26 protein-coding genes are annotated in these 23,531 nt (G+C 69.1%); 17 read left to right on the top strand and 9 right to left on the bottom strand.

The annotated features are described in order from the left end of the window. Positions 1–50: 50 nt before the first annotated feature. On the top strand, positions 51–302 hold the full coding sequence (locus tag ACIA8G_RS19710) for a hypothetical protein (protein WP_396420001.1): 252 nt from the start codon (positions 51–53) through the stop codon (positions 300–302). Between the two features lie 7 nt (positions 303–309). Here the strand turns inward: ACIA8G_RS19710 and ACIA8G_RS19705 are convergent, their stop codons facing one another. The 4 genes from ACIA8G_RS19705 to ACIA8G_RS19690 are packed head-to-tail and all read right to left on the bottom strand — an operon-like array spanning position 310 to position 2,805. Beyond that, positions 310–759, bottom strand: coding sequence for a DUF6346 domain-containing protein (locus ACIA8G_RS19705; protein ID WP_396420000.1), 450 nt, complete (start codon positions 757–759; stop codon positions 310–312). Beyond that, the gene (locus ACIA8G_RS19700) at positions 756–2,051 is read right to left on the bottom strand and encodes a WXG100 family type VII secretion target (protein WP_396419999.1); all 1,296 of its coding nucleotides are present in this window, start codon (positions 2,049–2,051) and stop codon (positions 756–758) included. Before ACIA8G_RS19700 ends, ACIA8G_RS19705 begins: the two co-directional genes overlap by 4 nt. Continuing rightward, the gene (locus ACIA8G_RS19695; protein WP_396419998.1) at positions 2,048–2,356 is read right to left on the bottom strand and encodes a hypothetical protein; all 309 of its coding nucleotides are present in this window, start codon (positions 2,354–2,356) and stop codon (positions 2,048–2,050) included. The genes ACIA8G_RS19700 and ACIA8G_RS19695 overlap by 4 nt, the downstream gene beginning before the upstream one ends. Further along, complete coding sequence (locus tag ACIA8G_RS19690; RefSeq protein WP_396419997.1) at positions 2,353–2,805, bottom strand: YbaB/EbfC family nucleoid-associated protein; 453 nt, start codon at positions 2,803–2,805, stop codon at positions 2,353–2,355. The genes ACIA8G_RS19695 and ACIA8G_RS19690 overlap by 4 nt, the downstream gene beginning before the upstream one ends. 56 nt (positions 2,806–2,861) lie before the next feature. On the opposite strand from ACIA8G_RS19690, the gene ACIA8G_RS19685 reads away from it, so the two are divergent. From ACIA8G_RS19685 to ACIA8G_RS19655, 7 genes are all read left to right on the top strand, one after another. After that, positions 2,862–3,419: a type VII secretion system-associated protein gene (locus ACIA8G_RS19685; protein ID WP_396419996.1), complete on the top strand. Its 558-nt coding sequence runs from the start codon at positions 2,862–2,864 to the stop codon at positions 3,417–3,419. A gap of 84 nt (positions 3,420–3,503) precedes the next feature. After that, the gene (locus ACIA8G_RS19680) at positions 3,504–4,115 is read left to right on the top strand and encodes a hypothetical protein (RefSeq protein ID WP_396419994.1); all 612 of its coding nucleotides are present in this window, start codon (positions 3,504–3,506) and stop codon (positions 4,113–4,115) included. A 117-nt stretch (positions 4,116–4,232) separates the two neighbouring features. After that, positions 4,233–5,552 carry a purine-cytosine permease family protein gene (locus ACIA8G_RS19675; protein WP_396419993.1) on the top strand — a complete coding sequence of 440 codons (1,320 nt, stop codon included), beginning with the start codon at positions 4,233–4,235 and terminating at the stop codon, positions 5,550–5,552. A 15-nt stretch (positions 5,553–5,567) separates the two neighbouring features. Next, entirely contained in the window at positions 5,568–7,133 is a 1,566-nt protein-coding gene (locus ACIA8G_RS19670) for a hydantoinase/oxoprolinase N-terminal domain-containing protein (protein ID WP_396419992.1), read from the top strand. Beyond that, positions 7,126–8,196, top strand: coding sequence for a DUF917 domain-containing protein (locus ACIA8G_RS19665; protein ID WP_396419991.1), 1,071 nt, complete (start codon positions 7,126–7,128; stop codon positions 8,194–8,196). Before ACIA8G_RS19670 ends, ACIA8G_RS19665 begins: the two co-directional genes overlap by 8 nt. A 44-nt stretch (positions 8,197–8,240) precedes the next feature. Further along, entirely contained in the window at positions 8,241–9,302 is a 1,062-nt protein-coding gene (locus ACIA8G_RS19660) for a DUF917 domain-containing protein (RefSeq protein WP_396419990.1), read from the top strand. Next, complete coding sequence (locus ACIA8G_RS19655; RefSeq protein ID WP_396419989.1) at positions 9,299–10,846, top strand: PucR family transcriptional regulator; 1,548 nt, start codon at positions 9,299–9,301, stop codon at positions 10,844–10,846. Before ACIA8G_RS19660 ends, ACIA8G_RS19655 begins: the two co-directional genes overlap by 4 nt. A 54-nt stretch (positions 10,847–10,900) precedes the next feature. Here ACIA8G_RS19655 and ACIA8G_RS19650 read toward each other — a convergent pair whose 3' ends face one another. The 4 genes from ACIA8G_RS19650 to ACIA8G_RS19635 form a co-directional block, all read right to left on the bottom strand. Further along, positions 10,901–11,977 carry a sensor histidine kinase gene (locus tag ACIA8G_RS19650; protein WP_396419988.1) on the bottom strand — a complete coding sequence of 359 codons (1,077 nt, stop codon included), beginning with the start codon at positions 11,975–11,977 and terminating at the stop codon, positions 10,901–10,903. Positions 11,978–12,122: 145 nt separating this feature from the next. Then, positions 12,123–12,845 (bottom strand): class I SAM-dependent methyltransferase, encoded by a 723-nt coding sequence (locus tag ACIA8G_RS19645; RefSeq protein WP_396419986.1) that lies wholly within the window; start codon positions 12,843–12,845, stop codon positions 12,123–12,125. A 44-nt stretch (positions 12,846–12,889) separates the two neighbouring features. After that, positions 12,890–13,846, bottom strand: coding sequence for a hypothetical protein (locus tag ACIA8G_RS19640; RefSeq protein ID WP_396419985.1), 957 nt, complete (start codon positions 13,844–13,846; stop codon positions 12,890–12,892). 81 nt (positions 13,847–13,927) lie between these two features. Next, positions 13,928–14,299, bottom strand: a complete 372-nt coding sequence (locus ACIA8G_RS19635) for a nuclear transport factor 2 family protein (protein ID WP_396419984.1) — start codon at positions 14,297–14,299, stop codon at positions 13,928–13,930. A gap of 61 nt (positions 14,300–14,360) precedes the next feature. On the opposite strand from ACIA8G_RS19635, the gene ACIA8G_RS19630 reads away from it, so the two are divergent. Continuing rightward, positions 14,361–14,798 (top strand): MarR family winged helix-turn-helix transcriptional regulator, encoded by a 438-nt coding sequence (locus ACIA8G_RS19630; RefSeq protein ID WP_396420547.1) that lies wholly within the window; start codon positions 14,361–14,363, stop codon positions 14,796–14,798. On the opposite strand, the gene ACIA8G_RS19625 is transcribed toward ACIA8G_RS19630, so the two are convergent. Beyond that, positions 14,799–15,629 carry a DUF4082 domain-containing protein gene (locus tag ACIA8G_RS19625; RefSeq protein ID WP_396419983.1) on the bottom strand — a complete coding sequence of 277 codons (831 nt, stop codon included), beginning with the start codon at positions 15,627–15,629 and terminating at the stop codon, positions 14,799–14,801. 110 nt (positions 15,630–15,739) lie between these two features. Between ACIA8G_RS19625 and ACIA8G_RS19620 the strand changes: the two genes are divergently transcribed. The 8 genes from ACIA8G_RS19620 (at position 15,740) to ACIA8G_RS19585 (ending at position 23,522) form a co-directional block, all read left to right on the top strand. Then, on the top strand, positions 15,740–17,938 hold the full coding sequence (locus ACIA8G_RS19620) for a molybdopterin cofactor-binding domain-containing protein (RefSeq protein WP_396419982.1): 2,199 nt from the start codon (positions 15,740–15,742) through the stop codon (positions 17,936–17,938). Between the two features lie 13 nt (positions 17,939–17,951). Beyond that, positions 17,952–18,410 (top strand): (2Fe-2S)-binding protein, encoded by a 459-nt coding sequence (locus tag ACIA8G_RS19615; protein ID WP_396419981.1) that lies wholly within the window; start codon positions 17,952–17,954, stop codon positions 18,408–18,410. Between the two features lie 53 nt (positions 18,411–18,463). Then, complete coding sequence (locus ACIA8G_RS19610) at positions 18,464–19,444, top strand: hypothetical protein (RefSeq protein WP_396419980.1); 981 nt, start codon at positions 18,464–18,466, stop codon at positions 19,442–19,444. A gap of 45 nt (positions 19,445–19,489) precedes the next feature. Further along, the gene (locus ACIA8G_RS19605) at positions 19,490–20,284 is read left to right on the top strand and encodes a TIGR02452 family protein (protein ID WP_396419979.1); all 795 of its coding nucleotides are present in this window, start codon (positions 19,490–19,492) and stop codon (positions 20,282–20,284) included. A 77-nt stretch (positions 20,285–20,361) separates the two neighbouring features. After that, positions 20,362–20,886 (top strand): ribbon-helix-helix protein, CopG family, encoded by a 525-nt coding sequence (locus tag ACIA8G_RS19600; protein WP_396419978.1) that lies wholly within the window; start codon positions 20,362–20,364, stop codon positions 20,884–20,886. Between the two features lie 68 nt (positions 20,887–20,954). Beyond that, entirely contained in the window at positions 20,955–21,797 is an 843-nt protein-coding gene (locus ACIA8G_RS19595) for a DUF4097 family beta strand repeat-containing protein (RefSeq protein WP_396419977.1), read from the top strand. 10 nt (positions 21,798–21,807) lie between these two features. After that, positions 21,808–22,743, top strand: a complete 936-nt coding sequence (locus ACIA8G_RS19590) for an ATP-binding cassette domain-containing protein (protein ID WP_396419976.1) — start codon at positions 21,808–21,810, stop codon at positions 22,741–22,743. Then, a complete protein-coding gene (locus tag ACIA8G_RS19585; RefSeq protein WP_396419975.1) occupies positions 22,740–23,522 on the top strand; it encodes an ABC transporter permease in 783 nt (260 codons plus the stop codon). Before ACIA8G_RS19590 ends, ACIA8G_RS19585 begins: the two co-directional genes overlap by 4 nt. The last annotated feature ends 9 nt before the right edge of the window (positions 23,523–23,531 follow it).

Below are 23,531 nucleotides of genomic sequence, written 5' to 3'. Positions count from 1 at the left end.
GGGTGAACGAGGCGCGTGCCGGGGCGAACTCGTGTGGAGAAAGGCGTTGCATGGGAACGGAGGTGTCGGCGGGCGTCAGAAGGGAGGAGTCACTGGTGAAGCGGTACTTCACCCCGTTGTCGGTGACGGTGGAACTGCAGCTCCAACGGGTGCCGAGGAGTAGCCAGTTGCGGTCGCAGCGGATGTCCGACGCGGTGGCGACGGCGCTGCCTCTGGGGCCATGGCCTTCCCAGAACAGCAAGAGGAAGGCCGCGCCGTACGCGCACACCACCAACCAGCCGATGGCGAGCCAGCGTTGGTGATGTCCTTTCACGTGACCGTTTTCTTGTCGCGGAAGAGCCGGAACGTGATGAGCAGCGCGATGCCGGGCGGGCCCATGAGGCACAGCACGTACGCGACCTTGTTGGGTTCGACTCGCTCGGCGAGCCCCCACTCCGCGGTGGCTCGTGACGACCGCCCGCCGGTGCGCAGCAGGTTGGTGGTCATGGGCACCTGCTTGCCGATGTCGGCGGGGGTGAGGAGAGAATTCTTGCTGGTGTACGGGATTCGCTCGCCGTCATCGGTCACGATCGTCGCCTCGCAGTACCAGAGCAGGCCGAAGGCGTACCAGTTGCGCTTGCACGAGATGTCCTGCGCGTAGCCCGACGGATCGCCGCCGGAGGCCGAGTCGCCGTCGAAGAACAACGTGGAGGCCTGGGCGCAGTAGAGCGCCGCGATCCACAGGACCGCCGCGACGGCGATGCGCTTCGTTTTCGTCACTTCTGGTCCCCCGGCTTGTGGCCTCCGCCTTCGGCCTTGTTCAGTTCCTTCGACAGTTCCTTGACCGGGTGCACGAGATCGCCCAGGTTCGGCATCAGGTGGCTGAGATCCCTGCTGGCCACGGCGCGCACCCAGTTCTGGCCGTCGAGGAGGCCCTTGCTGAGCGGCGCGTCGACCTTGTCGGCCGCACGACCGGCCGCGCCGAGGGGATCACCCATGTCCCGCTGCTTCGTCGACAGCGGTGGCTGGTTCAGCGTCTCGTAGATGTCTTTGATCTTCTGCTTGCGCGCCGGCCCGTTCTCCTTCACGCGCGCTGCCCAGTCGTCGACCTTCTGGCTGGTGCGCTGCACGACATCGTCGATCTTGTTCATCGCGTTGCCGACGCCGTCCTGAGCGCGCCTGCTCGCGTTGGCGAGCTGATCGCCGACGTTGTCGAGCGAGTCAGCCCGGGAGATCTTCGTGGCGGAGTCGGAGGCAAGCTCGGCCGCCTGCTGGTTGCCGTAGCGGCTGTTCGGCATCTGCCTGCTCAGCGCGGCGAGGTCGTCGGCCTGCTTGCGCATCGCGGCGCCCGCCTTCTTGGCGAGGGAACCGAGCTTGTCCAATGCCTTGAACAGTTTGGCGACGAACCGGGCGATCTTGGTGCCGATCTCGACGGCCTTGGTGATCGCACGGGTGATGAACGCGGCGATCGACGCGCCCGCGGTCGGGATCGCCGACGCCGCGGCCGGAATCCCCCACATCAGAAGGGTTCCCGCGAGGTCGGCGATCAGATCGCGGATCAGTGCTCTCGTCGCGGCGACCACCGCGCCGGCCACCTTGACCTTGTTCGCGGCCGACTCCGCGGCTGCAGCTGAGCCGCGGAGCTGCGCAACGAGACCTGTGCATCGGCCTCGGTAGGCGTCGGCGGCGTCTCCGGTCCATTCGTCGAGCGACTTCGCGTGCGACTCGTAGCCGTTGGCTTCAGCCTTCAGCCGGCTGGCGATGTTTTCCCAGGTGGTGCCGATCGCCTCGATCGCGGGCGGATCACCCATGAGCTTGTCGAACGGCTCCCGCACGAAGCTGACGTTCTCGATGATCCAGCCCACCACCGACGAGGCGAGGGTGCCGAGCGGGTCGGTGAGGAACCCGGCGGCGTCGAGCACCATCGCGGCGCCGTCGATGCCCAGCGCCACCAGGTCGACATCCTTGCCTTCGAGGAACGGTTTGACCAGATCCTCGCCGGTGTCGAGGATCCCGGCGCCGGCGAAGCGTTTGTTGTCGTCCTGCGGCCTGGCGATCAACGGGTTGCTCATCGGTCCATCCCCTGCATCGAGGTGCGGTTGCCGTCCTCGGCCTGCTGGTAGGTCTCGGCTGTCGAGCACAGCTCGTCGCCGGTCGCCTCGAAAGCCTTGGGCAGGGCGGCGAGCAGGGCCTTGGCGTCGTCGAGTTCCTCGTTGAAGATCCACGACCAGACCTGGCAGAGCTCGCCCATCACGTTCGGGCCGAGGCTCACCTGGGAGGCGGACACGGCCTCCTGCAGTGACGGGGACAGCTGGCCGACGAGCATCTTGCCGTGGGCGGCGACGGTCTCGGCCGAGGTCTGGAAGCCGCCGCTCATCGCAGCACCGAGTTTCCGCCGAAGTCGTCGTCATCACCCTGCGGGGGCGCGGGACGACCAGGTGCCGGCTTGGGCTCTTCGACGGTGCCCGCCGGGTCGATCACGGCGATGCCCTGTTCGACCTGTTCACGCAGGAACGCCATGCCTTCGCCGTCGCCGAGGAGGGGGCGCATGGTGTCCTCGATCTTGCGGGCGGCTTCGACCTGGGCGCGGCGGATGGTGTCCATGATCGTGCGGCCTAGGGCGGTGTGGCCCAGGTCGTCTGCGCGTGGGGTCAGTTGGAGCGACTCGATGCGGCCGCCGGAGCCCACTGTGATGATGACCGAACCGTCCGGGCTCTGGGCTTCGGTGCGGGATTCGCGGAACGCGGTTTGGATGGCGTTCGCCTGTTCTTGGGCCTGCTGGAGGCGCTGCTCGAAGTTCGCGAGGTATTCGTGCGGATCGGTCACGAACGGATGATCTCATTCGGCCGTACTCTCCGCGCACGGTTCGGCACAATGTGTGCATGGTCAAGCCGCTCGTTACGAGGGAGATGAGGGAACGTGCCAGGCGCGTGCCCCACAACTGGTTGCACGTGGTCGACCCTGCGCACGACAGCGCAGCGCATGTTCCCGCGGAGGCGGTGATCGGGCGGTATCTCGTTGACGCGAGGGGCGAGATCACCGACCAGTACGTGCCGAATCCCCGGTATCAGCCGCGTGAGATCACCTTTGAAAACGAGCTCGAGTCGTTGATGTACCTCGTACATCGGGGATACGAGGACAAGGGCGAGTTGGTTGACGCGGTACTGGCGGCCGAGCTCGTGCTGCCGGCGGATCCGACGAGAGAACCGCGAGGGCACCTTGTGATGCGTGGCTGCGTCGTTGACGTCTTCGCCTCGGAGCGGGCGCGGCCGCGGGACTGGCCGCCGCATTGGCAACGGTTTCGGGGAGTGGAGCTGGCTGTTGTCGTGGATGCGTTGGAGCGCCCTGTCACGTTGCTGGTGACGGCGCAGGGCGGGGTCCAGTTCGAGATTCCCGGCGAGGTGCTCGTCGACGGACTGCGCGTGATCACGATGAGGTGAACCGCGCGGCGGCGTTGATCCAATACGGGCTCGCGTTGCGCCGATCGGTCTAACCTGCCGCGCGTGCGGACGAGGCTTACCCCCATGGAGCAGGCGGTGGTGGACGCTGGCCGTCCGTTGCCGCAGCTCACCGATCCGCTGGAGGTCGAGCTCCAGGTTTCCGCGTTCATCGGGCCGTTCGCCGGCAACGAGGCGCTGTGGGAGGCCGTGGTCGGGCATCTCCAAGAGGTGCCGAGTCGGCGTAGTGGGGCGCTGCTCACCGCGTTGGGGCACCTGTTGCCGGGTCGGCCGGGGGAGTGGGCGCGGCGGGCAGCCGCGGAGCAGAGTCGGCCGCAGTGGGATTTGGGAGCGCTCACATTCGGGGACTGCTGGATCGGTGATCGGTCGATCGATGCCGGATATCTGGCACTGCTGTGCAGTTATGCGTACGGGGACGATCGGCACGCCATGGTTTTCATGATCGACGAAATCAGCGGCAGCCTCACCCGGCACGCGTTCCTGACCCGGCGCATCGAGGAGGCGTTGGAGCGGCTCAAGGCCGAGTTCCGGTTGGAGTTGATCACGGCGGAGGCGGCGCATTGGCTGCTTAGCCGCAGCTACGACCGTTTTGAGCGGCGGCCTGGGCTTGGGGTCAGCGTCGACGTGCATCACACGCGGCTGGTGGCTCGGCGGCGGATTGGGCTTGCTGTGAATTAGGACGGCCTGTGCGACCCGCAACGTGTTGATTCGCCCGACAGTGCACATTGTCTGTAGCTCGATGGTGTGTCGGCGATTACTGTCCGGGTTGTCGATCACAGGGCGGAGGGACGAGAAGTGGCCGCTCTCCTCGGGCACGACGACCAGGCCCTCACCCGTGTCCCTGACCAGGCGCGGCACCCGTGGTTGTCAGTCGCGACCCAGCGCTTCGGGCAGACGACCGCGCTGAGCCAGTTGCTGCTGGGCGCGACGCTCGGGTTCGGCATGACGTTCTGGGACGCGTTCCTCGCTCTCACGCTCGGCGCGGTGCTGCTCAACGCCATTGCCATCACGGTCGGCGTGATCGGGCAGCGTGAAGGGCTCTCCACCGCGATCCTCACCCGCTGGACCGGCTTCGGGCACGCGGGGTCGGCGATGCTCGGGCTGATCATCGGCCTGTCCTCGACCGGGTGGTTCGGGGTGCAGACGGGGCTGGCCGGGGTCACGCTCGCCGACGCCACGGGTGTGCTGCCCGCACCGGTGTGGTCGCTCGTCTTCGGTCTGGTCGTCACCGTCATCGCTGTCTACGGCGTGCGGTGGATGGCGTGGACCGCGTATGTGGCCGTGCCGGCGTTTCTGCTGTTGCTGGGCTACCTCGTGCTGACGAGCGTGCAGGACATCCCGGCGGTTCTCAGCAGTCCGGCGCCGGGGGAGCCGATCGGCATGATGACCGCGGTCACGCTGGTCACCGGCAGCTTCATCGTCGGCGCCGCCATCGCGCCGGACATGACGCGGTTCAACCGCTCGTCGTGGGACGTCGTCAAGCAGACGGTCCTGGGCATCACGGCCGGCGAGTGGATCATCAGCCTGGCCGGGGTGATCCTCGCGCACGGGCTGCGCACCACCGACGTCATGGGCGTCATCGGCTCGACCGGCGGGTGGATCGGCGCGCTGATCGTCCTCACGGCCGTGCTGAAGATCAACGACTGGAACCTCTACTCGGCCTCGCTGGCCATGGTCAACTTCTTCGACGCGGTCTTCAACGTGCGGATCAGCCGGGTCCAGGTGACCGTGATGGTCGGGTGCGCGGGCAGCTTCCTCGCCGCCGCGGGCATCGTGAACCAGTTCAGCCACTTCCTGGTGCTGCTGGGCGTGGTGTTCCCGCCGGTCACCGGGATCATGATCGCCGAGTACTACATCGTGCGGCGCTGGCGGAACGAGATCATCTCCACGCGGCCGCGCGTGCCGAGGTCAGCCCCCTCGTGGGTGCCCGTCACGGTGATCATCTGGCCGGCCGCCGCCATCGTCGGTGAGTTGCTGCCCTTCGGGCAGTCCAGTGTGAACTCGCTCGTACTCGCGTTCGCGCTCTACGTCTCAGCTGGGAGATTGGACCTCCTCCGCATGAGGACGCGGAGGGCCACCAACCGTAAGGTGGTGGGAGAACCGTCGGCCGCCTGAGGGGTGGTTTCGGACATGCACATCGGTATCGACGTCGGTGGCACGAACACCGATGCCGTGCTCGTCGAGGGACGGCGCGTTCTGGCCGAGTGCAAGACGACCACCACGGTCGACGTGACCACCGGGATCATCAACGCGATCAGCGGAATCCGGCACGCGTTCGACCCGGCGGCCGTTCACGCGGTGATGATCGGCACGACGCAGTTCGTCAACGCCGTCGTCGAGGGCAGGGGACTTGCCCAGACGGCCGCGGTCCGGCTCGGACTTCCCGCCACCAAAGCACTTCCGCCGTTCGTCGACTGGCCACAGCGGTTGCGCGAGGTCATCGGCGGGCACGCGTACCTCTGCCACGGCGGCCACGAGTACGACGGGCGGGTGATCTCGCCGCTCAACGTCGACGAGCTGCGCGCGGTGGCCGTCGACATCGCCGCCAAGGGAGTGCGGTCGGTCGCCATCTCGTCGGTGTTCTCCTTGGTCAACGGCGACTTCGAGCGCCAGGCGGCCGAGATCCTGACCGCAGAGGTACCCGACCTGATGATCAGCTTCTCCCACGAGATCGGGCGGCTCGGCCTGCTGGAGCGGGAGAACGCGACGATCATCAACGCCGCGTTGCGCGAGCTCGCCGAGCAGATCGCCGACGGACTCACCGAATCGCTTGCGGCACAAGGTATCGACGCGCCGCTGTACCTGAGCCAGAACGACGGCACGCTGATGGACCTCGAGTACGCGCGCTGCTACCCGGTCGCGACGTTCTCCTCCGGCCCGACGAACTCGATGCGCGGCGGCGCGTTCCTGTCCGGGCTGGACGAATGCGCGGTGATCGACGTCGGCGGCACGACGACCGACGTCGGCATGCTGCACAACGGTTTCCCGCGCGAGGCCTCGTCGCAGGTGCTGATCAGCGGCGTGCGCACCAACTTCCGGATGCCCGACGTGCTGTCGGTCGGCCTGGGCGGCGGCAGTGTCGTGCGCGAGCACGCGAACGGCATCGAGGTGGGGCCGGGCAGCGTCGGATTCCGGTTGTCCCAGCAGGCTTTGGTGTTCAGCGGCGACACGCTGACCGCCACGGACATCGCGGTCGCGGCCGGGCTCGCGGACATCGGCGACGCTTCACTGGTCAGCGGCCTGGACCGCACGCTGGTCGGTTCGGTGCTCGACCACGTCTGCGACCGGATCGCCTCCCTGGTCGACCGCATGCGCACCAGCCCGGCACCGCTGCCGGTCGTCCTGGTCGGCGGCGGCAGCGTCCTGGTGCCGGACAAGATCGAGGGCGTCAGCGACCTGGTCAGGCCGGAGCACCACGCGTTCGCCAACGCCATCGGCGCCGCGATCGCGCAGGTGGGCGGCGAGGTCGACCGGGTGTTCACGATCGACCCGGCGCGGCGGGACGAGGTGCTCGACGCGGCCCGTCAGGAAGCCGTCGACAAGGCGGTGGCCGCGGGTGCGAAGGCCGACAGCGTGCGGATCGTGGACGTGGAGGAGATCCCGCTGGCGTACCTGCCCGGCAACGCGAGCAGAGTGCGCGCGCGTGCCGTCGGCGACCTCGTGCTCGACGATGCCGTGCGGAGGGCTCGTGCGTGAGATCGGCATCAGCGAACTCAGGCACATCGCCCGCGGCGCGGCGATCCTCGGCACCGGTGGCGGCGGCGATCCGTACATAGGCCGGCTGGTCGCGGAGCAGGCGATGCGCGAGTACGGCCCGGTGCTCGCCGCCGAGTTGCACGAGGTGCCGGACGACGCGCTGGTCGCGGGCATCGGCATGATCGGCTCGCCGAGCGTGATGATCGAGAAGCTGCCCGCCGGCGAGGAGGCGGTCACGGCCTTCCTGACGCTGCAACGGGAGATCGGCCGCCCGATCACGCACGTGCTGCCGATCGAGGTCGGCGGGATGAACTCGCTCGCGCCGCTCCCGGTCGCCGCGTCGCTGGGGCTGCCGGTGCTCGACGCGGACTGCATGGGCCGCGCGTTCCCGATGGTGCAGATGGTCGTGTGCACGCTCGAAGGCGTGCTGGCCAAGCCGCTCTCGGTCGCCGACGAGAAGGGCAACTCCATCGTCGTCGACGTGAGCGACAACCACTGGGCGGAACGGCTCGCGCGCTCGGCGGCCGTCGGGATGGGCTGCACCGCGCTGATGTGCAGCTTCCCCATGTCCGGCAAGCAGGCCAGGGAGATCACGATCCCCGGCACGCTCACGCTCGCGTCCCGGCTGGGCCGGCGGGTGGAGGAGGCGCGGCGCGACCACGTGGATCCGTGCGAGGCCGTCGCGGCGTTCCTCGGCGGTGAGGTGCTGTTCGCCGGCAAGGTCGTCGACGTCATGCGGGCGAGCGAGCCCGGCTTCGCCAAGGGCGAGGCGTGGCTCGAGGGCGTTGCCGCCCACGACGGTGCCGTCTGCCGGCTGGCGTTCCAGAACGAGCACCTCGTGGCGATCCGCGACGGCGAGGTCGTCGCTTCGGTGCCGGACCTGATCTGCGTGCTGGACGCCGAAGGGGAACCCGTCCCCGCCGAACGGCTGCGGTACGGCCAACGGGTCGTGGTCGTGGGCGCGCCGTGCCACCCGCGGTGGCGTACGCCGGAGGGTCTTGCGCTGGTCGGGCCGTCGGCGTTCGGCTACTCGCACGAGTACGCGCCCCTCGGCACGCCGTAACCAGAGCTTCGCGCGCGGGCATCGGCGGCACTACTGTCTCGCGCATGCACCTGCTCCAGCCCGACGAGGTAGACCAGCTCGCCCTGGGCGTGGTCATGCTCGGAAGTGGTGGTGGAGGCGGTGAGCACGAGACCCACGCGTTCGCGGCCATGCTGCGGCACGAGATGCGGCAAAGCGGTCCTGTCACGGTTCTTTCACCGGAGGAGGCCGATCCGGACGGCTACGGCGCGCGGGTGGGGCTGATCGGCGCGCCCACCGTGATGATCGAGAAGCTGCCGTCGGGGCTGGAGGCGGAGGAAGCCCTCAAGGCGTTGCAGGCGCACGACTCCACGCCCGCCACCGCGGTCATCGGGTGGGAGGTCGGCGGGTGCAACGGGCTGTTGCCGCTGATCCTGGCCGCACGGCTGGGGCTGCCGTACGTCGACGTCGACGGGATGGGGAGAGCGTTCCCACGGATCGACCAGACGACCTACGCCGCGGCCGGGCTGCCCACGACCCCGTTGGCCATCACGGAACCCAGCGGAAACCGAGCGGTCCTCGACGCGACCGGCATCGAGAAGCTCGCCCGCACGGTGATGGTGGACTTCGGCGGCTGGGCGATGATGGTGGCCAAGCCGTTGAAACTCGCAGATGCCCTCAAAGCGGGCATAACGGGCTCGCTGGCCCGCGCTCTCGAGCTCGGTGAGATCTGGTCACAGCAAACGGTTTCAGTCGACGAACGGGCCAAGGCGTCCGGCGGTTTTCTTGTCACGCGGGGAAAAGTCGTCGAAGTCTGGCGGGAGTCTGTCGGGGACTTTCCTCGCGGAACGGTGGCGCTGCGGTGCCTCGACACCGACGATGCGTACGTGCGCCTGGAGATGCAGGGTGAGTACCTCGTCGCGCTCGCGGACGGCGAGTCGCTCGTGACGACGCCTGACCTGCTGTGCTGCCTGGACGCGGAGTCGGGCAAGCCGGTGTCGACAGAGCGCCTCACGTTCGGCGCGGTCGTGGACGTGGTAGCGCTCCCATCGCCGGTGCAGTGGATGCCCGCGGAGATGCGCGGCCGGGTCGACCCGCGGGCGTTCGGCTACGACCTCGACTACGTGCCGTTCAGGGACGCCTCGTGATCGATGACGCCGACGCGCTGACCGTGCGCGACCTGCTGGAGATCGGCGTGCTCGGCGACGCCTGTCTGCTGGCCGGTGAGCGCGGCGTCGACACCGAGGTGGCCGACGTGCGGCTGGCGGCGGACATGACGGCCGTCGAGGCGTGCTCGGGCGGTGACCTGGTGATCCTCACCGGGCAGCAGCCGTACCTCGTCGAGGTGGCGCTGCGCCGGGCCTACAGCGCGGACGTGCGTGCGGTCGTGGTGGTGCGCCCCACGACCGGCACCTTCCAGGCTCCATCCGCCGCAACCATTTCGTTCGCGAACCGGCTCGGTGTGCCGTTGCTGCAGACCAAGGCCGACGACCCGTTGCTGGTGGCCGACGCGTTGCGCACGGCCGTGCGGCGTCCCGAGGTGGCGGCGGCACGACTGCTGAACGCCGTCACCGCCCGGCTGGGCCGCAGCAGGCCGGACCCGCGGTCGGTCATCACGATCCTGTCCGGCGAGCTGCACGTCACGTGCGCGGTGATCAGCGCGGACGGCACGGCGATCGAGGGCGTGTCACCGCCGGGGCTGCCGCCGGACCTCCTGCACGGCTCGGTCGCCACCCTGGTGGAGATGGCCGGGGATGCCGCGGGCGGTTTCGCGGTGGCGGTGCCGGTGGAGACCGACAGGACCGGGCACGTGCACCTGTGGCTGGTCTCGCACGCCCGCGGCCGCAACAAGCGGTGGGCCGAGACCGTCCTGCAGATCAGCCAGGTCGCGTCGTGGGCGCTGGGCAACTGGGTCGCCGCCGAACGCCTGGAGACCGAACGCCGCGCTCGCTCGCGCGGCTCACTGCTCGCCGAGCTGCTCGCCTCGGGCGACGACGTGCCGCCGCAGCTGGTGCAGCAGGCGGTGCTCGCGGGGTGGCGCCTGGACGGCTGGCACACGGGTGTCTACGCGGTGCCGAACGCGCCGACGCCGGGCATGTTCGACACGGCGCACACCGAACGGCTGCGCGTCGAGCTGTCCCGGCGCGGCCTGCACGGCCAGCTCGTCGAGGGCGCGGAGGGCTGGTCGTTCTGGCTCACCAACGACTCCGAGCCGCCGCAGTCGCAGCACCGCGAGCTGACCGCGAAGCTCACCCTGGCACTGGGCTCCTGCCAGATGGTGGCGGGCGTGGGCCGGCCGCACCCCGGCACGTCCGGCGTCGGGCACACGCTGGCCGAGGCACGCGAGGCCGCCGCGATGGCCGGGGCGGCCAAGGTCGTGCACATCGACGAGCTCGGCGTGCGGCGGCTGCTGTCGATGGCGGCCGAGACGCCCGCGCTGGTCGAGCAGGCGACGCGGCTGCTGGAACCGCTGACCGGGGTGGAGGACGGGCAGCTGCTGCGCACCCTCGCCATCTACCTCGACGAGGAGTCGGTGACCTCCTCGGCGGCGGTGCGGCTGAAGGTGCACCGCAACACGGTGGCGCAGCGGATCAACCGGGCGGAGCAGCTGCTCGGCGTCAGCCTGCTGAACCCGGACGAGCGGCTGGCGGTGCATCTCGCGTGCCGGGCCGTGCGTGCTTCCGACGAATGACACCGGGGCTGGTCGAACTAGGTGCGGTGTTGCGGTCGCGGCCGCAAGAGCTGATCAGGTCGGCACGAACGCGGGCAGCACGGCGTCCACCTCGAAGCCGCCGTCGTCGGTGGGGCCCGCGGTCAGGGTGCCGCCGACCATCTCCACGCGGCCGCGCAGGCCCAGCAGTCCGGAACCGGGGCCGGGCAGAGCCAGGTCCGGGAGGACGGCGGGAGCGGTGTTGCGGATGACCGCGCGAACGCTGTTCGGTCCACAGTAGACGGTGATGGCGGTCTGGGCGCCCGGCGCGTGCTTGTGCACGTTCGTCAGGGATTCCTGGACGACCCGGTACATCGTGCGGCGCACGGCGGGGGAGATGGTGTCCGCGTCGCCGTGCTCGGTCAGCGTCACGACCAGGCCCGTGGCGGCGGAGTCGGCGACCAGGTTGGACAGCAGGTCGGGCAGCACGTCCGGGATGCGCGCGGTGCGGCCGGCGCGCAGGACGCCGACGAGGTCGCGCAGTTCGGCGAGTGACTGGCAGCCCGCGGTGCGCAACTCCTCCGCGGCCTTGCGCACGCCGTCGTCCTTTGCGGCCACTCGCAACGCGCCGGCGTGCAGCACCATGAGGTTCAGCCGGTGCGTGACGACGTCGTGCATCTCGCCGGCGAGCCTGGTGCGTTCGTCGGCTCGGGCCTGTTCCGCCAGCAGTTGGTGTTCGGCCCGCTCCGCCCGTTCGGTGAGCGCCCGCACGAGCCTGTGCCGGGCACCGAGGTAGAGGCCGGCGAGGCCCGCGATCACGATCAGGCCGGGGCCGGTGAGGTCCGGCATCGCCCACATCCCGGCACCGATCGCCCACGTGATGGGCAGCGTGAACGCCACCCAGCGGTGTTTCGTCGCGTGCGCGGCGACCGAGTACGCGGAGACGATCGAGGCGTAGGTCGGGGTGAGGAGCGAGAGGAAAGCGATTACCGCGCCGGACGTCACCGGATGCGTCCGGCGCCACCACAGCGCGGCCGCCGACAGCAGGTGAACCGCGACGTAGAAGCCGACGGACGCGGCGACCAGCCTGGACGGTGCGGGCGGTGCGAGCTCGCGCCAGATCCCCAGCACTGCCACGAGCAGCACCGGCGCCAGATCTCCGGCCCGTCTCACCTGGCTGACGATACTGGCGGCGGTGTGCCTCGGATCACCTACTGGAGCAGGGGAATCATCCTACTTTCGCAGGTGGCGACCCTCTGCTTTTCCGCCTGCCGGACACCTCTGTCCGCTCGCTGCACCCTGGTCCTGTATGGACTCGTCATCCCTTGCGGAACAACGCCGTCCACAGGAACGAGCGGCCGAACAGCGGCGACTCGCCGGGCTCGTCCGTCATCCGGCGCAGCTCGACCTCGGTGAGGTCCTGGAAGATCCAGCGCAGGTCGTCCGGGCGGTACCCGACCCCACCGGACAGGCTGGCCTGCCGGTAGAGGCCGGCGTCCGGCGTGGTGGTGCCTTCCTCGGCGGTGAAGCAGGTCAACGCGAAGTGGCCGCCGGGCTTGAGCGCGCGGTCCAGCAGCGCCAGGTACGAGATCCGGCGGTGCGGCGGCAGGTGGTGGAAGCAGCCGGAGTCGTAGATCAGGTCGTACGTGCCGGTGGTGGCGAACGCGTCGCCGTGCCGGAACCGGATGCCGAGACCGTCCGCCCGCTCGGCCGCCCAGGCGATGGCGGTCGCCGAGACGTCCACGGCGTCGACGTCGAATCCGTTGCGCGCCAAAAAGATCGCGTTGCGACCGGGTCCACAGCCGACGTCGAGGGCCTGGCCGGGCGGGAGCAGACCGCGCTCCACGTAGCCGGCCAGGTTCTCGTCCGGTTTGGCGACGAAGAACGGAACCTCGCGGGACCGGTCCGCGTAGAAGCTGTCCCACCAGTCACCCGCCTGTGCGGTCCAGCGGTCCGCTTCAGGGGCGAACAGCCCGTCCAGCAACGCCAGCACGTCGTCGACCGTGCGAATGTTCCGCTCCAACCAAACCCCCAGGATCACGTCCCATCCTAGTGATCGGGCCGGTATAACGCCAGGTCAAACCCTTACAGCCCGCCCTCGCTGAGACGCTTGCGGTAACCGCGCGCGCCTTCCGAGCCGACGTTCTCCTGGAAGTCGACACCGCTGGGATTGGTCTGCACGTGGTAGTAGGTGGCGCCCCACAGGCTGCCGGCCACCGAGTCGTCGAAGTGCATGAAGTGCCCGTACTTGTAGCCCTTCTGGTACGGGGTGAGCCGGGTGGTCCGCATCGAGTACTCGGTGCCGATCACCGGCTTGCCCGGCCACTTCTGCGCGCACCGGGTCAGCGTTTCGGAGTACGTCAGCTCGTTCCAGCCGCCCTGGGCGGCGAAGTTGCCGTCGTCGGCGTTGCTGTAGAAGTGCACGCCCACGAAGTCGCACTTCTTGATGGCGTTGACGAAGTTCGGGTTGGCGTACCAGGTGTCCGGGTTCGTGGTCTTGTTCGGCGACAGCGCCGTGCCGCAGATCTTGGCGCCGGGGAAGGTCTCCCGGATGCGGTCGATCGTGACGTTGAGGTTGTAGCCGTAGGCCCACGGGTCGGCGACGCCGATGTTCGGCTCGTTGCCGAGTTCGATGATGCACTTGTCGGCGCCCGAACGGATCCTCTTGTACTCGAAGAACTTCGAGTCACGGATCTCGGCGACGGCCTGGTTCGGGTCGATCATCCTGTTGGTGTCGCCCGTGACCGTGCGGACGATGAGGAAGTTCGTCGCGCCGGCGGCGGTCCAGACGTGGTCGGGGTAGTTGGCCCACGGGCCGGGGCCCGGCACGCCCCAGCCGGTGACGACCTTGGCGAGGTTCGCGCCCTGGTTGTTGATCGCGTCGATCCACGTCTGGTAGCCGTCGGTGAGCAACGGGCCGTGCGCCCGGTAGTGCGGTGCCGCCAGGGCCTGGCCCGGCAGGGACGCCATTCCGGCCGCCGCGAGGGCGCCCGCCGCCAGTTTGCCCATCGCACGGCGGCTGTACTGCTTCTCGTCGGCCATCGCCGGGTTCCCTTCGTCGAGGTGATCGCGGCGAATGCAACAGCGGCCGGGTATGAGAGCCGGTATGCGAGCGGTATGTGCTCAGAACGGTTCGTAGCAGTCGTACGTCTCGATCGAGCTGATCAGCCCGCCGGTCGTCGTGACGAACTGCGCGATGTGCGCGACGAACTCCTCGCCGGACCGCAGCGCGCCGGTCCAGGTCAGGCGGAGGATCGCGGTGTCGCCGGAGCGCAAAGCCGAGTGCACGTCGTACTTCTGGCTCGACAACAGCCCGGCGCCCGCGATGGAGGCCGCGAGCATGTCGTCCAGGGTCATTCGCGCGCCGGACTGCTTGATCAGGTTCGGGTGCTCGACGGTCACGGCGTCCGCGGCGAAGAGCGGACGCAGCTCGGAGCCGGACAGCCCGGCTTCGAGCGCTCGGTGCAAAGAGGTGGCAACGGCGATCGGGTCCATGTTCACAACCATAGTTGTACAACTGTGGTTGTCAATGTGTCAGGATGGGGGCGTGGACCTGATGGACATCGACCTCGCCACCCTCGCGTACCTGGCGGGCAGCTCGGCGAACGACGCGATTCTGAGGCGGCTGCACGAGATCGGGCACGACGGCGTGCGCGTCTCGCACGGGTTCGTGGTCCAGCACCTGATCGAGGGCGAGCCGACGGTGTCCGAACTGGGCGACCTCCTCGGCGTCACGCAGCAGGCCGCGTCGAAGCAGTTGCTCGAGCTGGAACGGCTCGGCTACGTCGCGCGGGTGCCGGATCGGGTGGACAGCCGGGTGCGCCGCGCCCGGCTCACCGATCGCGGCCGGCGGCTGGTCGAGGACAGCCGCCGGATCCGCCGGGAACTGGACGTGCACGGCGGTGATGCGGCGAAACGAGCCCTGATCCGGCTGCTCGACGCGACCGGCGGCACTGAGAAGGTGCTGAAGCGCCAGGTCGCGCCGAGCGACTAGTCACGGCCGGAAGATCGGCTGCACCCAGTAGTTGCTGGCGTTCCAAGTGTCCGTCGGGAAGCCGCCGCCGTAGCGGTAGACGCCCGCGTTCAACGGCGCATAGAACGGCGCCTGCGCGAGGCCGCCCACGAAGTAGTTCTCCGTTGCCGCGTAACCACCTGAGGGCGTGAGGTACGAGACGACGTACTCGGTGCCCGCCTGCACGGGAACCGGTGTGCTGAACGTGATCCGTTGGGAGAACGCGGCTCCCGGTGCAGCCTGTTCGAGGAGCAGCGTGCCGTCCGGGGACCACACCCGCGCGGTCACAGGTCCGGTGTAGCTGCCGCGGCGGAGGATCACGCCGGTCAGGGCGCCCGGCCGGTCGACGGTCGTGCGGATGCCGAGCTCCACGGCCTGGTCGTCGGGGTCGTTGATCACCGGGTCGGGTGTGGCCTGCAGGAAGAACGGGGTGTCGCCGGACACCGGGGGAGTCGTCGTGCCGCCGACGTGCACGGTGCGCGACACGGTGATCGGGCCCGTCGCCGACGCGGTGTGGGCGCGGGCCTGGATCGTCAGCGGGCCGGGCACGGCCGGTGTCAGCACGATCGCCCATTTCTCGGTGTGCGCGTCGGTGGACGTCCAGCTGGCACCGTCGTCCGTGGAGATCTCGACTTCCGTGATGCCGCCCGCTTCTCCGTTGAAGGCGCCACCGATGACGAGCAGGGGTTCGTTCAGGGGGACCGAGACGCCGGCGGACGGCGAGAAGAGGGTGGCCTGCGGGTTGTCGGCCGCGAGCGCCGGCTGGGGAGAGACCAGGACAAGTGCCAGCAGGAGTACTGCTAATCGTCTCATGTTCGGCAGATCGTCCCCGTTCGAACCGCAGTTACGGCGATGCGCCAACGGCCCTGCGCCCATTCGGCTGACGGGCGTACCGGCGTAGACCGGATGTCGTTGAACTTTGCATGACCTGTGACAACGAAGTCCCGGTCGGCGTCGGCCGTCGTCGTTTCCTGACGTTCCTGGTCGCTGCCCCGGTGCTGACGGTCGCGGTACCCGGCACCGCCGAGGCGGTCATCCCGACCCTGCCGCAACCGGCCGAGATCATGGATCTCGGCGAGATTCTCATCCTGGCCGGTACTCCCACCGCGGGCGCGCTCGCCGTGCTCAGCGTCGGCGAGGACGGCGTCGTCACCCTCGAACTGCCCCGCGCCGAGGTCGGCCAGGGCATCACCACGGCCACCGCGATGCTCGTCGCCGAAGAGCTCGACCTGCCGCTCGCCCAGGTGCGGGTCGTGCTCGCCGACGCGCGGCCCGAGCTGCTGATGAACCAGCTCACCGGCGGCTCCAACACGATCCGGTCGGTCTACGGCCCGGTCCGCCAGGCGGCGGCGGCTGCCCGGGCCAGGCTGCTCGCCGCGGCGTCGAAGCAGCACGGTGTCGCGGTCAGCCGACTGTCCACACGGGACGGTGGGGTGATCCTGCCGGACGGCCGCTTCATCGCGTACGGCCTGCTGACCTCGGCGGCCGCGCAGCTGACCGGAGTCTTTGCCGCGCAACCAAAGCCCGCGTCGGAGCACCGGCTCGTCGGCACGCCGCAATCGCGCATCGACGCCCGTGCGATGGTCACCGGCCAGTTCAAGTACACGCTCGACCTCGACGTGCCGGGCGCGCTGCCGACCGTCGTGCGGCGCCCGCCGACGATCAACGGCACGGTGAAGTCGGTCGACTCCGCGGCCGCGAAGACCATGCCGGGTGTGATCGCGATCGGGGTCGTGCCGACGGGGGTCGCGGTGGTGGCCGAGACGTTCGGTCAGGCCATGGCCGCCCGTGACGCGCTGAAGGTGACCTGGAACCCAGGCACGATCGACTCGTTGTCGGACAAGGAGATTCGCGACAAGCTGCGGGCGGCCGCGTTGCCGTTCGTGGTGCCTCCGCTGTTGACCCAGCACGTCGACGCGGAGTTCGACTTCGCGTTCGTCAGCCACGCGCCGCTGGAGACGAACTCGGCGATCGCCGACGTCCGCGACGACCGCGCCGAGATCTGGGCAGGGCTCAAGTCGCCGATCGTGGCGCGCCAGACGATCGCCGCCGCCGTCGGCCTGCCGGAGTCGGCGGTGACCGTGCACGTGATGCAGGGCGGTGGTTCGTTCGGCCGCCGACTCTTCTTCGACGCCGCGCTGGAGGCCGCGCAGATCTCGAAGGCGTTGCGGCGCCCGGTGAAGCTGATGTGGAGCCGCACCGACGACCTGCGCCACGGCCGGGCCCGCGCGGCCAGCCACCACAAGCTGCGGGCCACGTTCGGGCTCGGCAACGTGCTGACGTTCGAGCACCGGGTGGCGTCCGTGGAGACCGACTTCCGGCACGGCCTCGGCGAGATCCTCACCGCGACGGCCGCCTCGCTCCCGGTCGGGGGCAATCTTTCCTTCGCGCAGACGGTGTTTCTCACGACCTGCAAGGTGCCGTACAACTTCGGCGTCGTGACGTCGCTGCTCAACGAGGTGCCGCTGCGGATGCACACCGGTTCGTGGCGCTCGGTCTACTCGGCCAACACCCGTGGCGCGGAGGAGATCCTGGTCGACCAGCTGGCGAAGAAGATGGGCAAGGACCCGGTCGCGTTCCGCCGTGAGCACCTCAAGACCGCGGCGCAGCGCGCGGTGCTGGACAAGGTCGCGACGGCCGGCAACTGGGGCCGGACGATGCCGAAGGGGTTCGCGCAGGGCTTCGGGTTCCACGACGAGTACCAGTCGTGCACCGCCTGCCTGGTCGAGATCGACGCCCGCGACCCGCGCAACCCGCGGGTGGTCAAGGCCGTGATCGCGGTCGACGTCGGCCGCCCGATCAACCCGCGCGGCCTCGAGGCGCAGATGCTCGGCGGCCTGACCGACGCGATCTCCACCACGTTGCGCGCCGGTCTGCACATCGAGAAGGGCCTGCCGCTGGAGGGCTCGTACTCGCACTTCCACTACGCGCGGCAGAAGGACACGCCACCGGACGTGCAGATCTTCGTGATGCCCGCGACCGGCGAACCCGGTGGCGCGGGCGAACTGGGCGTGCCCGCCGCGGTCGGTGCCATCGCCAACGCCTATGCGCGGGCCACCGGTGTCGTGCCGCGCAGCTTCCCGATCATCTTCCCGGTCGACTTCGAGCCGTTCCCGCGCTGAAGGAGCTTTTCCCGTGCCTACCTACACCTTCGTCGTGAACGGGGAACCGGTCACCGTCGACGCTCCCGCCGACATGGCTCTGCTCTGGGTGCTGCGCGACAAACTCGGCGTGCGCGGCCCGAAGTTCGGCTGCGGCATCGGCGTCTGCCGCGCCTGCACGTCCCACCTCGACGGCGCGGAGGTCCAGCCCTGCGTCACGCCCGTCGGGGAGTGCGCTGGACGCGCGGTGACCACGATCGAGGGGCTCGCGTCCGGTGACGACCTGCACCCGGTGCAGGAGGCGTGGCTGGAGCAGGACGTCGCCCAGTGCGGCTACTGCCAGCCGGGCCAGATCATGGCCGCGGCGGCGTTGCTGAAGACGACGAGCGAGCCGACCGACGAGGACATCGACCGGATCGCGAACGTCTGCCGGTGCGGCACGTACTTCCGCATCCGGCAGGCGATCAAGTCCGCGGCGGCCAAGATGGGCTGACTTACGCACACGCAAACTTGCGTGCACGCAAGTTTGTCTTCTAGTGTCGTGGCATGCGCGCCAAAGGCATCGCGTACGACACCGGTTTCGTGCGCCACGGAGAGAACTCGCTGGAGACGTTCGACCTGGACGTGGTCAGCCGGGATCTGACCGTCATCAGGGACGACCTGCACTGCAACGCCGTTCATCTCGTCGGCGGTGATCCGCAACGGCTCGAACAGGCCGCGGAGATCGCCGCCGGGCTGGGGCTGGAGATCTGGTTCTCGCCGTATCCGCTGGAGCTGACGCCGCCCGAGATCCTGGACCTGTTCGCCGACTGCGCGCGACGAGCCGAGCGAATCCGGCTCAAGGCCGAGGTGGTGTTCGTGACGGGCGTCGAGCTCAGCATCATGAACTCCGGTTTCCTGCCTGGTGACGACATCCTGCAACGTCTGGGTCGGTTGCTCGGCAGGCCTGAGCGGATGCGGGAGGCGGGAGCGAAGCTCAACGAGTTCCTCGCCGAGGCGGTGTCCGTTGTGCGGGAACACTTCCAGGGCAGGCTCACCTACGCCTGCATCCCGTTCGAGAACCCCGACTGGGACCTGTTCGACATCAAGTCGTTCGAGCTGATCCGCTCGGCCGAGGTCGCCGACGTGTACGCGGAGAGCATCAGGAACGTGGTGGCGCAGGGGAAACCGGTCGCGATCACCGGCTTCGGCACGGCGGCCTGGCGTGGTTCGGGTGCCGTGGCCCCGCGCAGCATGGAGATCGTCGAGCACGACGAGGCCGGGCTGCCGATCCGGGTGAAGGACGGTTACGTCCGCGACGAGGAGGAGCAGGCCACGTACCTGCGCGAGGTGCTGGAGATCTTCGAGGCCGAGGGGGTCGACGGCGCGTTCGTCTACCTGTTCGCGCTCAACAACTACCCGCACCGCCCGGACGACCCGAGCCGCGATCTCGACATGGCGAGCCCAGGCATCGTGAAGGTGTACGACGACCTGTCGTGGGAGCCCAAGGCCGCGTTCGCCGCGGTCGCCAGGCATTACGGCGGCTGAAACCCGCTTTGCCCGCGGGATGAGGACGGCGACAATCGCAACATCATGAGCAGCAGGTTGCGCGCGATCGCCCACGACACCGTCGAAATCTCGGAGCGAGGCTCCTACTCCACCGCGGCGGGCGAGGTCTCGATCGCCGCCGCCGTCGCCCGCGCGGTGGCGCGGACCAGGCTCCACCTCCCCGAGGACGAGCTGGATCTGCCGGAACAGGGCGAGTTCCCTCGCATCGACGTCACGAACGAGTCCACTTTGGAGGCGACCCGGCGCCTCGGCGGTGACGTCGCCTGCCTGGTCTTCGCCTCCGCGCGCAACCCCGGCGGTGGTTTCCTCAACGGCGCGCAGGCTCAGGAGGAGAGCGTGGCCCGTGCCTCTGCTCTCTACCCGAGCCTGCGTGCCGCAGGCGACTTCTACGCCCACCATCGGGCGCACGCCGACCTCACCTACACCGACCGCGTGATCTATTCGCCGGGTGTGCCGGTGTTCAAGGACGACAAGGGCGCGGTGCTGCCGGAGCCCTATGAGGTCTCGTTCCTCACCGCCGCGGCACCCAACCGGGCCGCGATCATGCGCAACCAGCCCGAACGCGCCGGTGGCATCGAAGCCGCGCTGCTGAAGCGCGCCGTCCGCGTGCTGCACGTCGCGGCCTCTCACGGTCACCGCCGGCTGGTGCTGGGGGCGTGGGGGTGTGGCGTGTTCGGCAACGAACCGGCTGTCGTCGCCGACGTCTTCCACAGCGCACTGCGGGACAATCGCTTCTTCGACCACGTCGTCTTCGCCGTGCTCGACCGGCAGAAGGGCACGCCCGCGCTGGCCGCATTCGCGGCGCTGCGCCGCCCCTGACCTGCGGTGAGCCAAAGTGGCATCACTTTGAGCCAGAAATGCTTGCTGGTGATGCCACTGTGTGCCATAGTGGTGCCATGGATCTGACCCCGTATGTGGCTTCCCTCGGCCGAGAGCTGCTGACCGCCGTCGAAACAGGCGGCGACGAGGCGAGTGCTCTGGTCGAGCGGTTGACCGTGACGATGGAGTCGGCGATCCGGCTGGCGCTGCTCGAGGCGCTGTCCGCCGCCGCCGACGAGATCACCGCGGACCTGGCGCCGGACTCGGTGCAGGTGCTGCTGCGGGGCCGTGACCCGAAGTTCGTCGTGACGCGCCGGACGCCGGAGCAGCCGGCCGCCGTCGCGCCGGAGCCCGTTGCCGCGGCACCCGCCGACGACGTGGCGGCCGGCTTCGACGACGGCACCACCGTGCGCATCAACGTCCGCCTGCCAGAACCGCTCAAGGCCGCGATCGACGAGGCCGCGGCCAAGGAGGGCCGTTCGGTCAACGCGTGGCTGGTGCGCGCCGCGTCGGCTCAGCTCAGCCCGAAGCGCGAAGCCGCCCCCGAGACGCTCACCGGCGGCATCCCCGCCTCGCAGCGTTTCGTCGGCTGGGTCCGCTAACTCCAGCTCTTCACCTCACGTCTCCCACCTGCGGAGACGTTGTTCCGACACCTTCTGAGGGGACAGCCATGCCTTCTTACGACACGCCAGAACCGATTTCCGTACTGCTGGACATCTACGCGGGCTACGTCCAGATCATCGCGAGCGACCGCTTCGACACCAAGGTCGAGGTGCGCCCGTCGGACCCGTCCGACTCCTCGGACGTCGAGGCGGCGCAGAAGACCCGCGTCGACTACAGCGACGGCACCCTGATGGTGCGCGGGCCGAAGCGGACGTTCGACTTCTCCAAGAAGACCAGGTCGGTCGACGTCGTGATCGAGCTGCCGACCGGGTCCAAAGTGGACGCCGACGTCACGGCGGGCAGCACCCGCACGTCCGGTGTGCTCGGCGTGACCGAGGTCGACATGTCCGCGGGCAACGTGCACATCGACCGGACCGGCCCGCTGAAGGTCGACACGGGCGCCGGACAGGTCAACGTCGGCGCGGTCGCGGGCAACGCCGAGGTCAAGACCGGCAGCGGGCACATCCGCATCGGTTCGGTCGAAGGCTCGCTGGTCGCCAGGAACTCCAACGGCCACACCGAGATCGGCACGGTCGAGGGTGAGCTGCGGGCACGTTCTGCCAACGGCGACATCAACGTCGAGCGGGTCGGCGGGCTGGTGGAGGCCAAGACCGCGATGGGATCCATCGCCGTCGGCGAGGTCGTCCGCGACACCGTCTCGCTGAGCACCGCCATGGGCGGCATCGAGGTCGGGATCGCCCAGTGGACCGCGGCGTGGATCGACGCCAAGACCGGGTTCGGCCGCGTCACCAACACGCTGCAGAGCAGCGACGGCCCCGGCGACTCCACCGAGACCGTCAAGGTCACCGCCCACACGTCCTTCGGCGACATCACCGTCCGCCGTTCCTGAGGGGAAATCCATGAACGCGATCAAAGCGACCGGCCTGCGCAGGTCGTACGGCGACCACGTCGTGCTCAACGGCGTCGACCTGAACGTCCCGCGCGGCACCGTTTTCTCGTTGCTCGGCGCGAACGGCGCCGGCAAGACCACCACGGTCAAGATCCTGTCCACCCTGATCCGCGCGGACGGCGGCAGCGCCTCGGTCGCTGGCCACGACGTGGTACGTGACCCGAACGCCGTCCGGGCCGCGATCGGCGTCACGGGTCAGTTCTCGGCCGTCGACAACCTGATGACGGGCAGGGAGAACCTGAAGCTGATGGCCGACCTGCACCACCTCGGCCGCGCGGACGGCAAGCGCAAGATCGAGCAGTTGCTGGAGCAGTTCGACCTGGTCGACGCGGCCGACAAGTCCGCGTCGACGTACTCCGGCGGCATGCGGCGCCGGCTCGACCTCGCCATGACGCTCGTCGGTTCGCCGCAGGTGATCTTCCTGGATGAACCGACCACGGGCCTCGACCCGCGCAGCCGCCGCACCATGTGGCAGATCGTGCGGGAGCTGGTGGCGAGCGGCGTCACGATCTTCCTCACGACCCAGTACCTGGAGGAGGCCGACGAGCTCGCCGACCGGATCGCGGTGCTGGACCACGGGAAGATCGTCGCCGAGGGCACCGCGGACGAGCTCAAGCGCCGCATCCCCGGTGGCCACGTGCTGCTGCAGTTCACCGATCCCCGTCACCTCGAAGCTGCCACGCGAGTGGTGCGCAACGCCTCCCGTGACGGCGAGGCGCTCGCTCTCCGCGTGCCGAACGACGGCAGCGTCGGCTCGCTCAAGGCGCTGCTCGACCGCCTCGACGAGAACTCCGTGCTGGTCGACTCGCTCAGCACGCACACCCCGGACCTCGACGACGTCTTCCTCGCCCTCACGGGCAACCCCGAGAAGGTGAAGCAGTCATGACCTACGTACTGACCGACTCGGCGACGATGGTGCGCCGCAACCTCAAGCGCATGATCCGGTACCCGTCGATGACGTTCCAGCTCCTGATCATGCCGGTGGTCTTCCTGCTGCTGTTCGTCTACGTCTTCGGCGGCACGCTCGGCGCGGGCCTCGGCGGGCCTTCCGGCGGGCGGGCGGAGTACCTGAACTACGTCACACCGACGATCATCCTGATGGCGATCACCGCGGCGGTGCAGGGCACCTCGATCTCGATCGCGATGGACATGACCGAGGGCATCGTGGATCGCTTCCGCACCATGGCGATCGCCCGTGTTTCTGTCCTAACGGGACATGTGGTCGGCAGCCTGGTCCAGACGGTCCTCGCCATGACGTTCGTCTTCGGTGTCGCCGTCGCGATCGGCTTCCGGCCGCAGGCGAGCGCGGCCGGCTGGCTCGCGGTGGCCGGTCTGCTGGTGGGCATGGCGTTCGCGCTCATCTGGTTGTCCGCCGCGCTCGGACTGGCGAGCAAGAGCGTGGAGTCGTCGAGCAACATCGGCCTGCCGCTGATCCTGCTTCCGTTCTTCGGCAACGGTTTCGTGCCGACCGACTCGATGCCGACCGTGCTGCGCTGGTTCGCCGAGTACCAGCCGTTCACCCCGTTCATCGCCTCGCTGCGCGGCCTGCTGATGGGCACTCCGATCGGTAACAACGGCTTGATCGCGCTCGCCTGGTGCGTCGTCATCGGGACCGGCGGCTACCTCTGGTCCAAGAAGCTGTTCAACCGCGAATCCACCCGCTGAGGGAGAGAC

The organism is Lentzea sp. NPDC051213 (assembly GCF_044455585.1).
In the GTDB taxonomy this organism is placed as follows: Bacteria; Actinomycetota; Actinomycetes; order Mycobacteriales; family Pseudonocardiaceae; genus Lentzea.
Note: the sequence above shows the minus strand (reverse complement) of the source record. Positions and strands in the feature narration are given on the sequence as shown.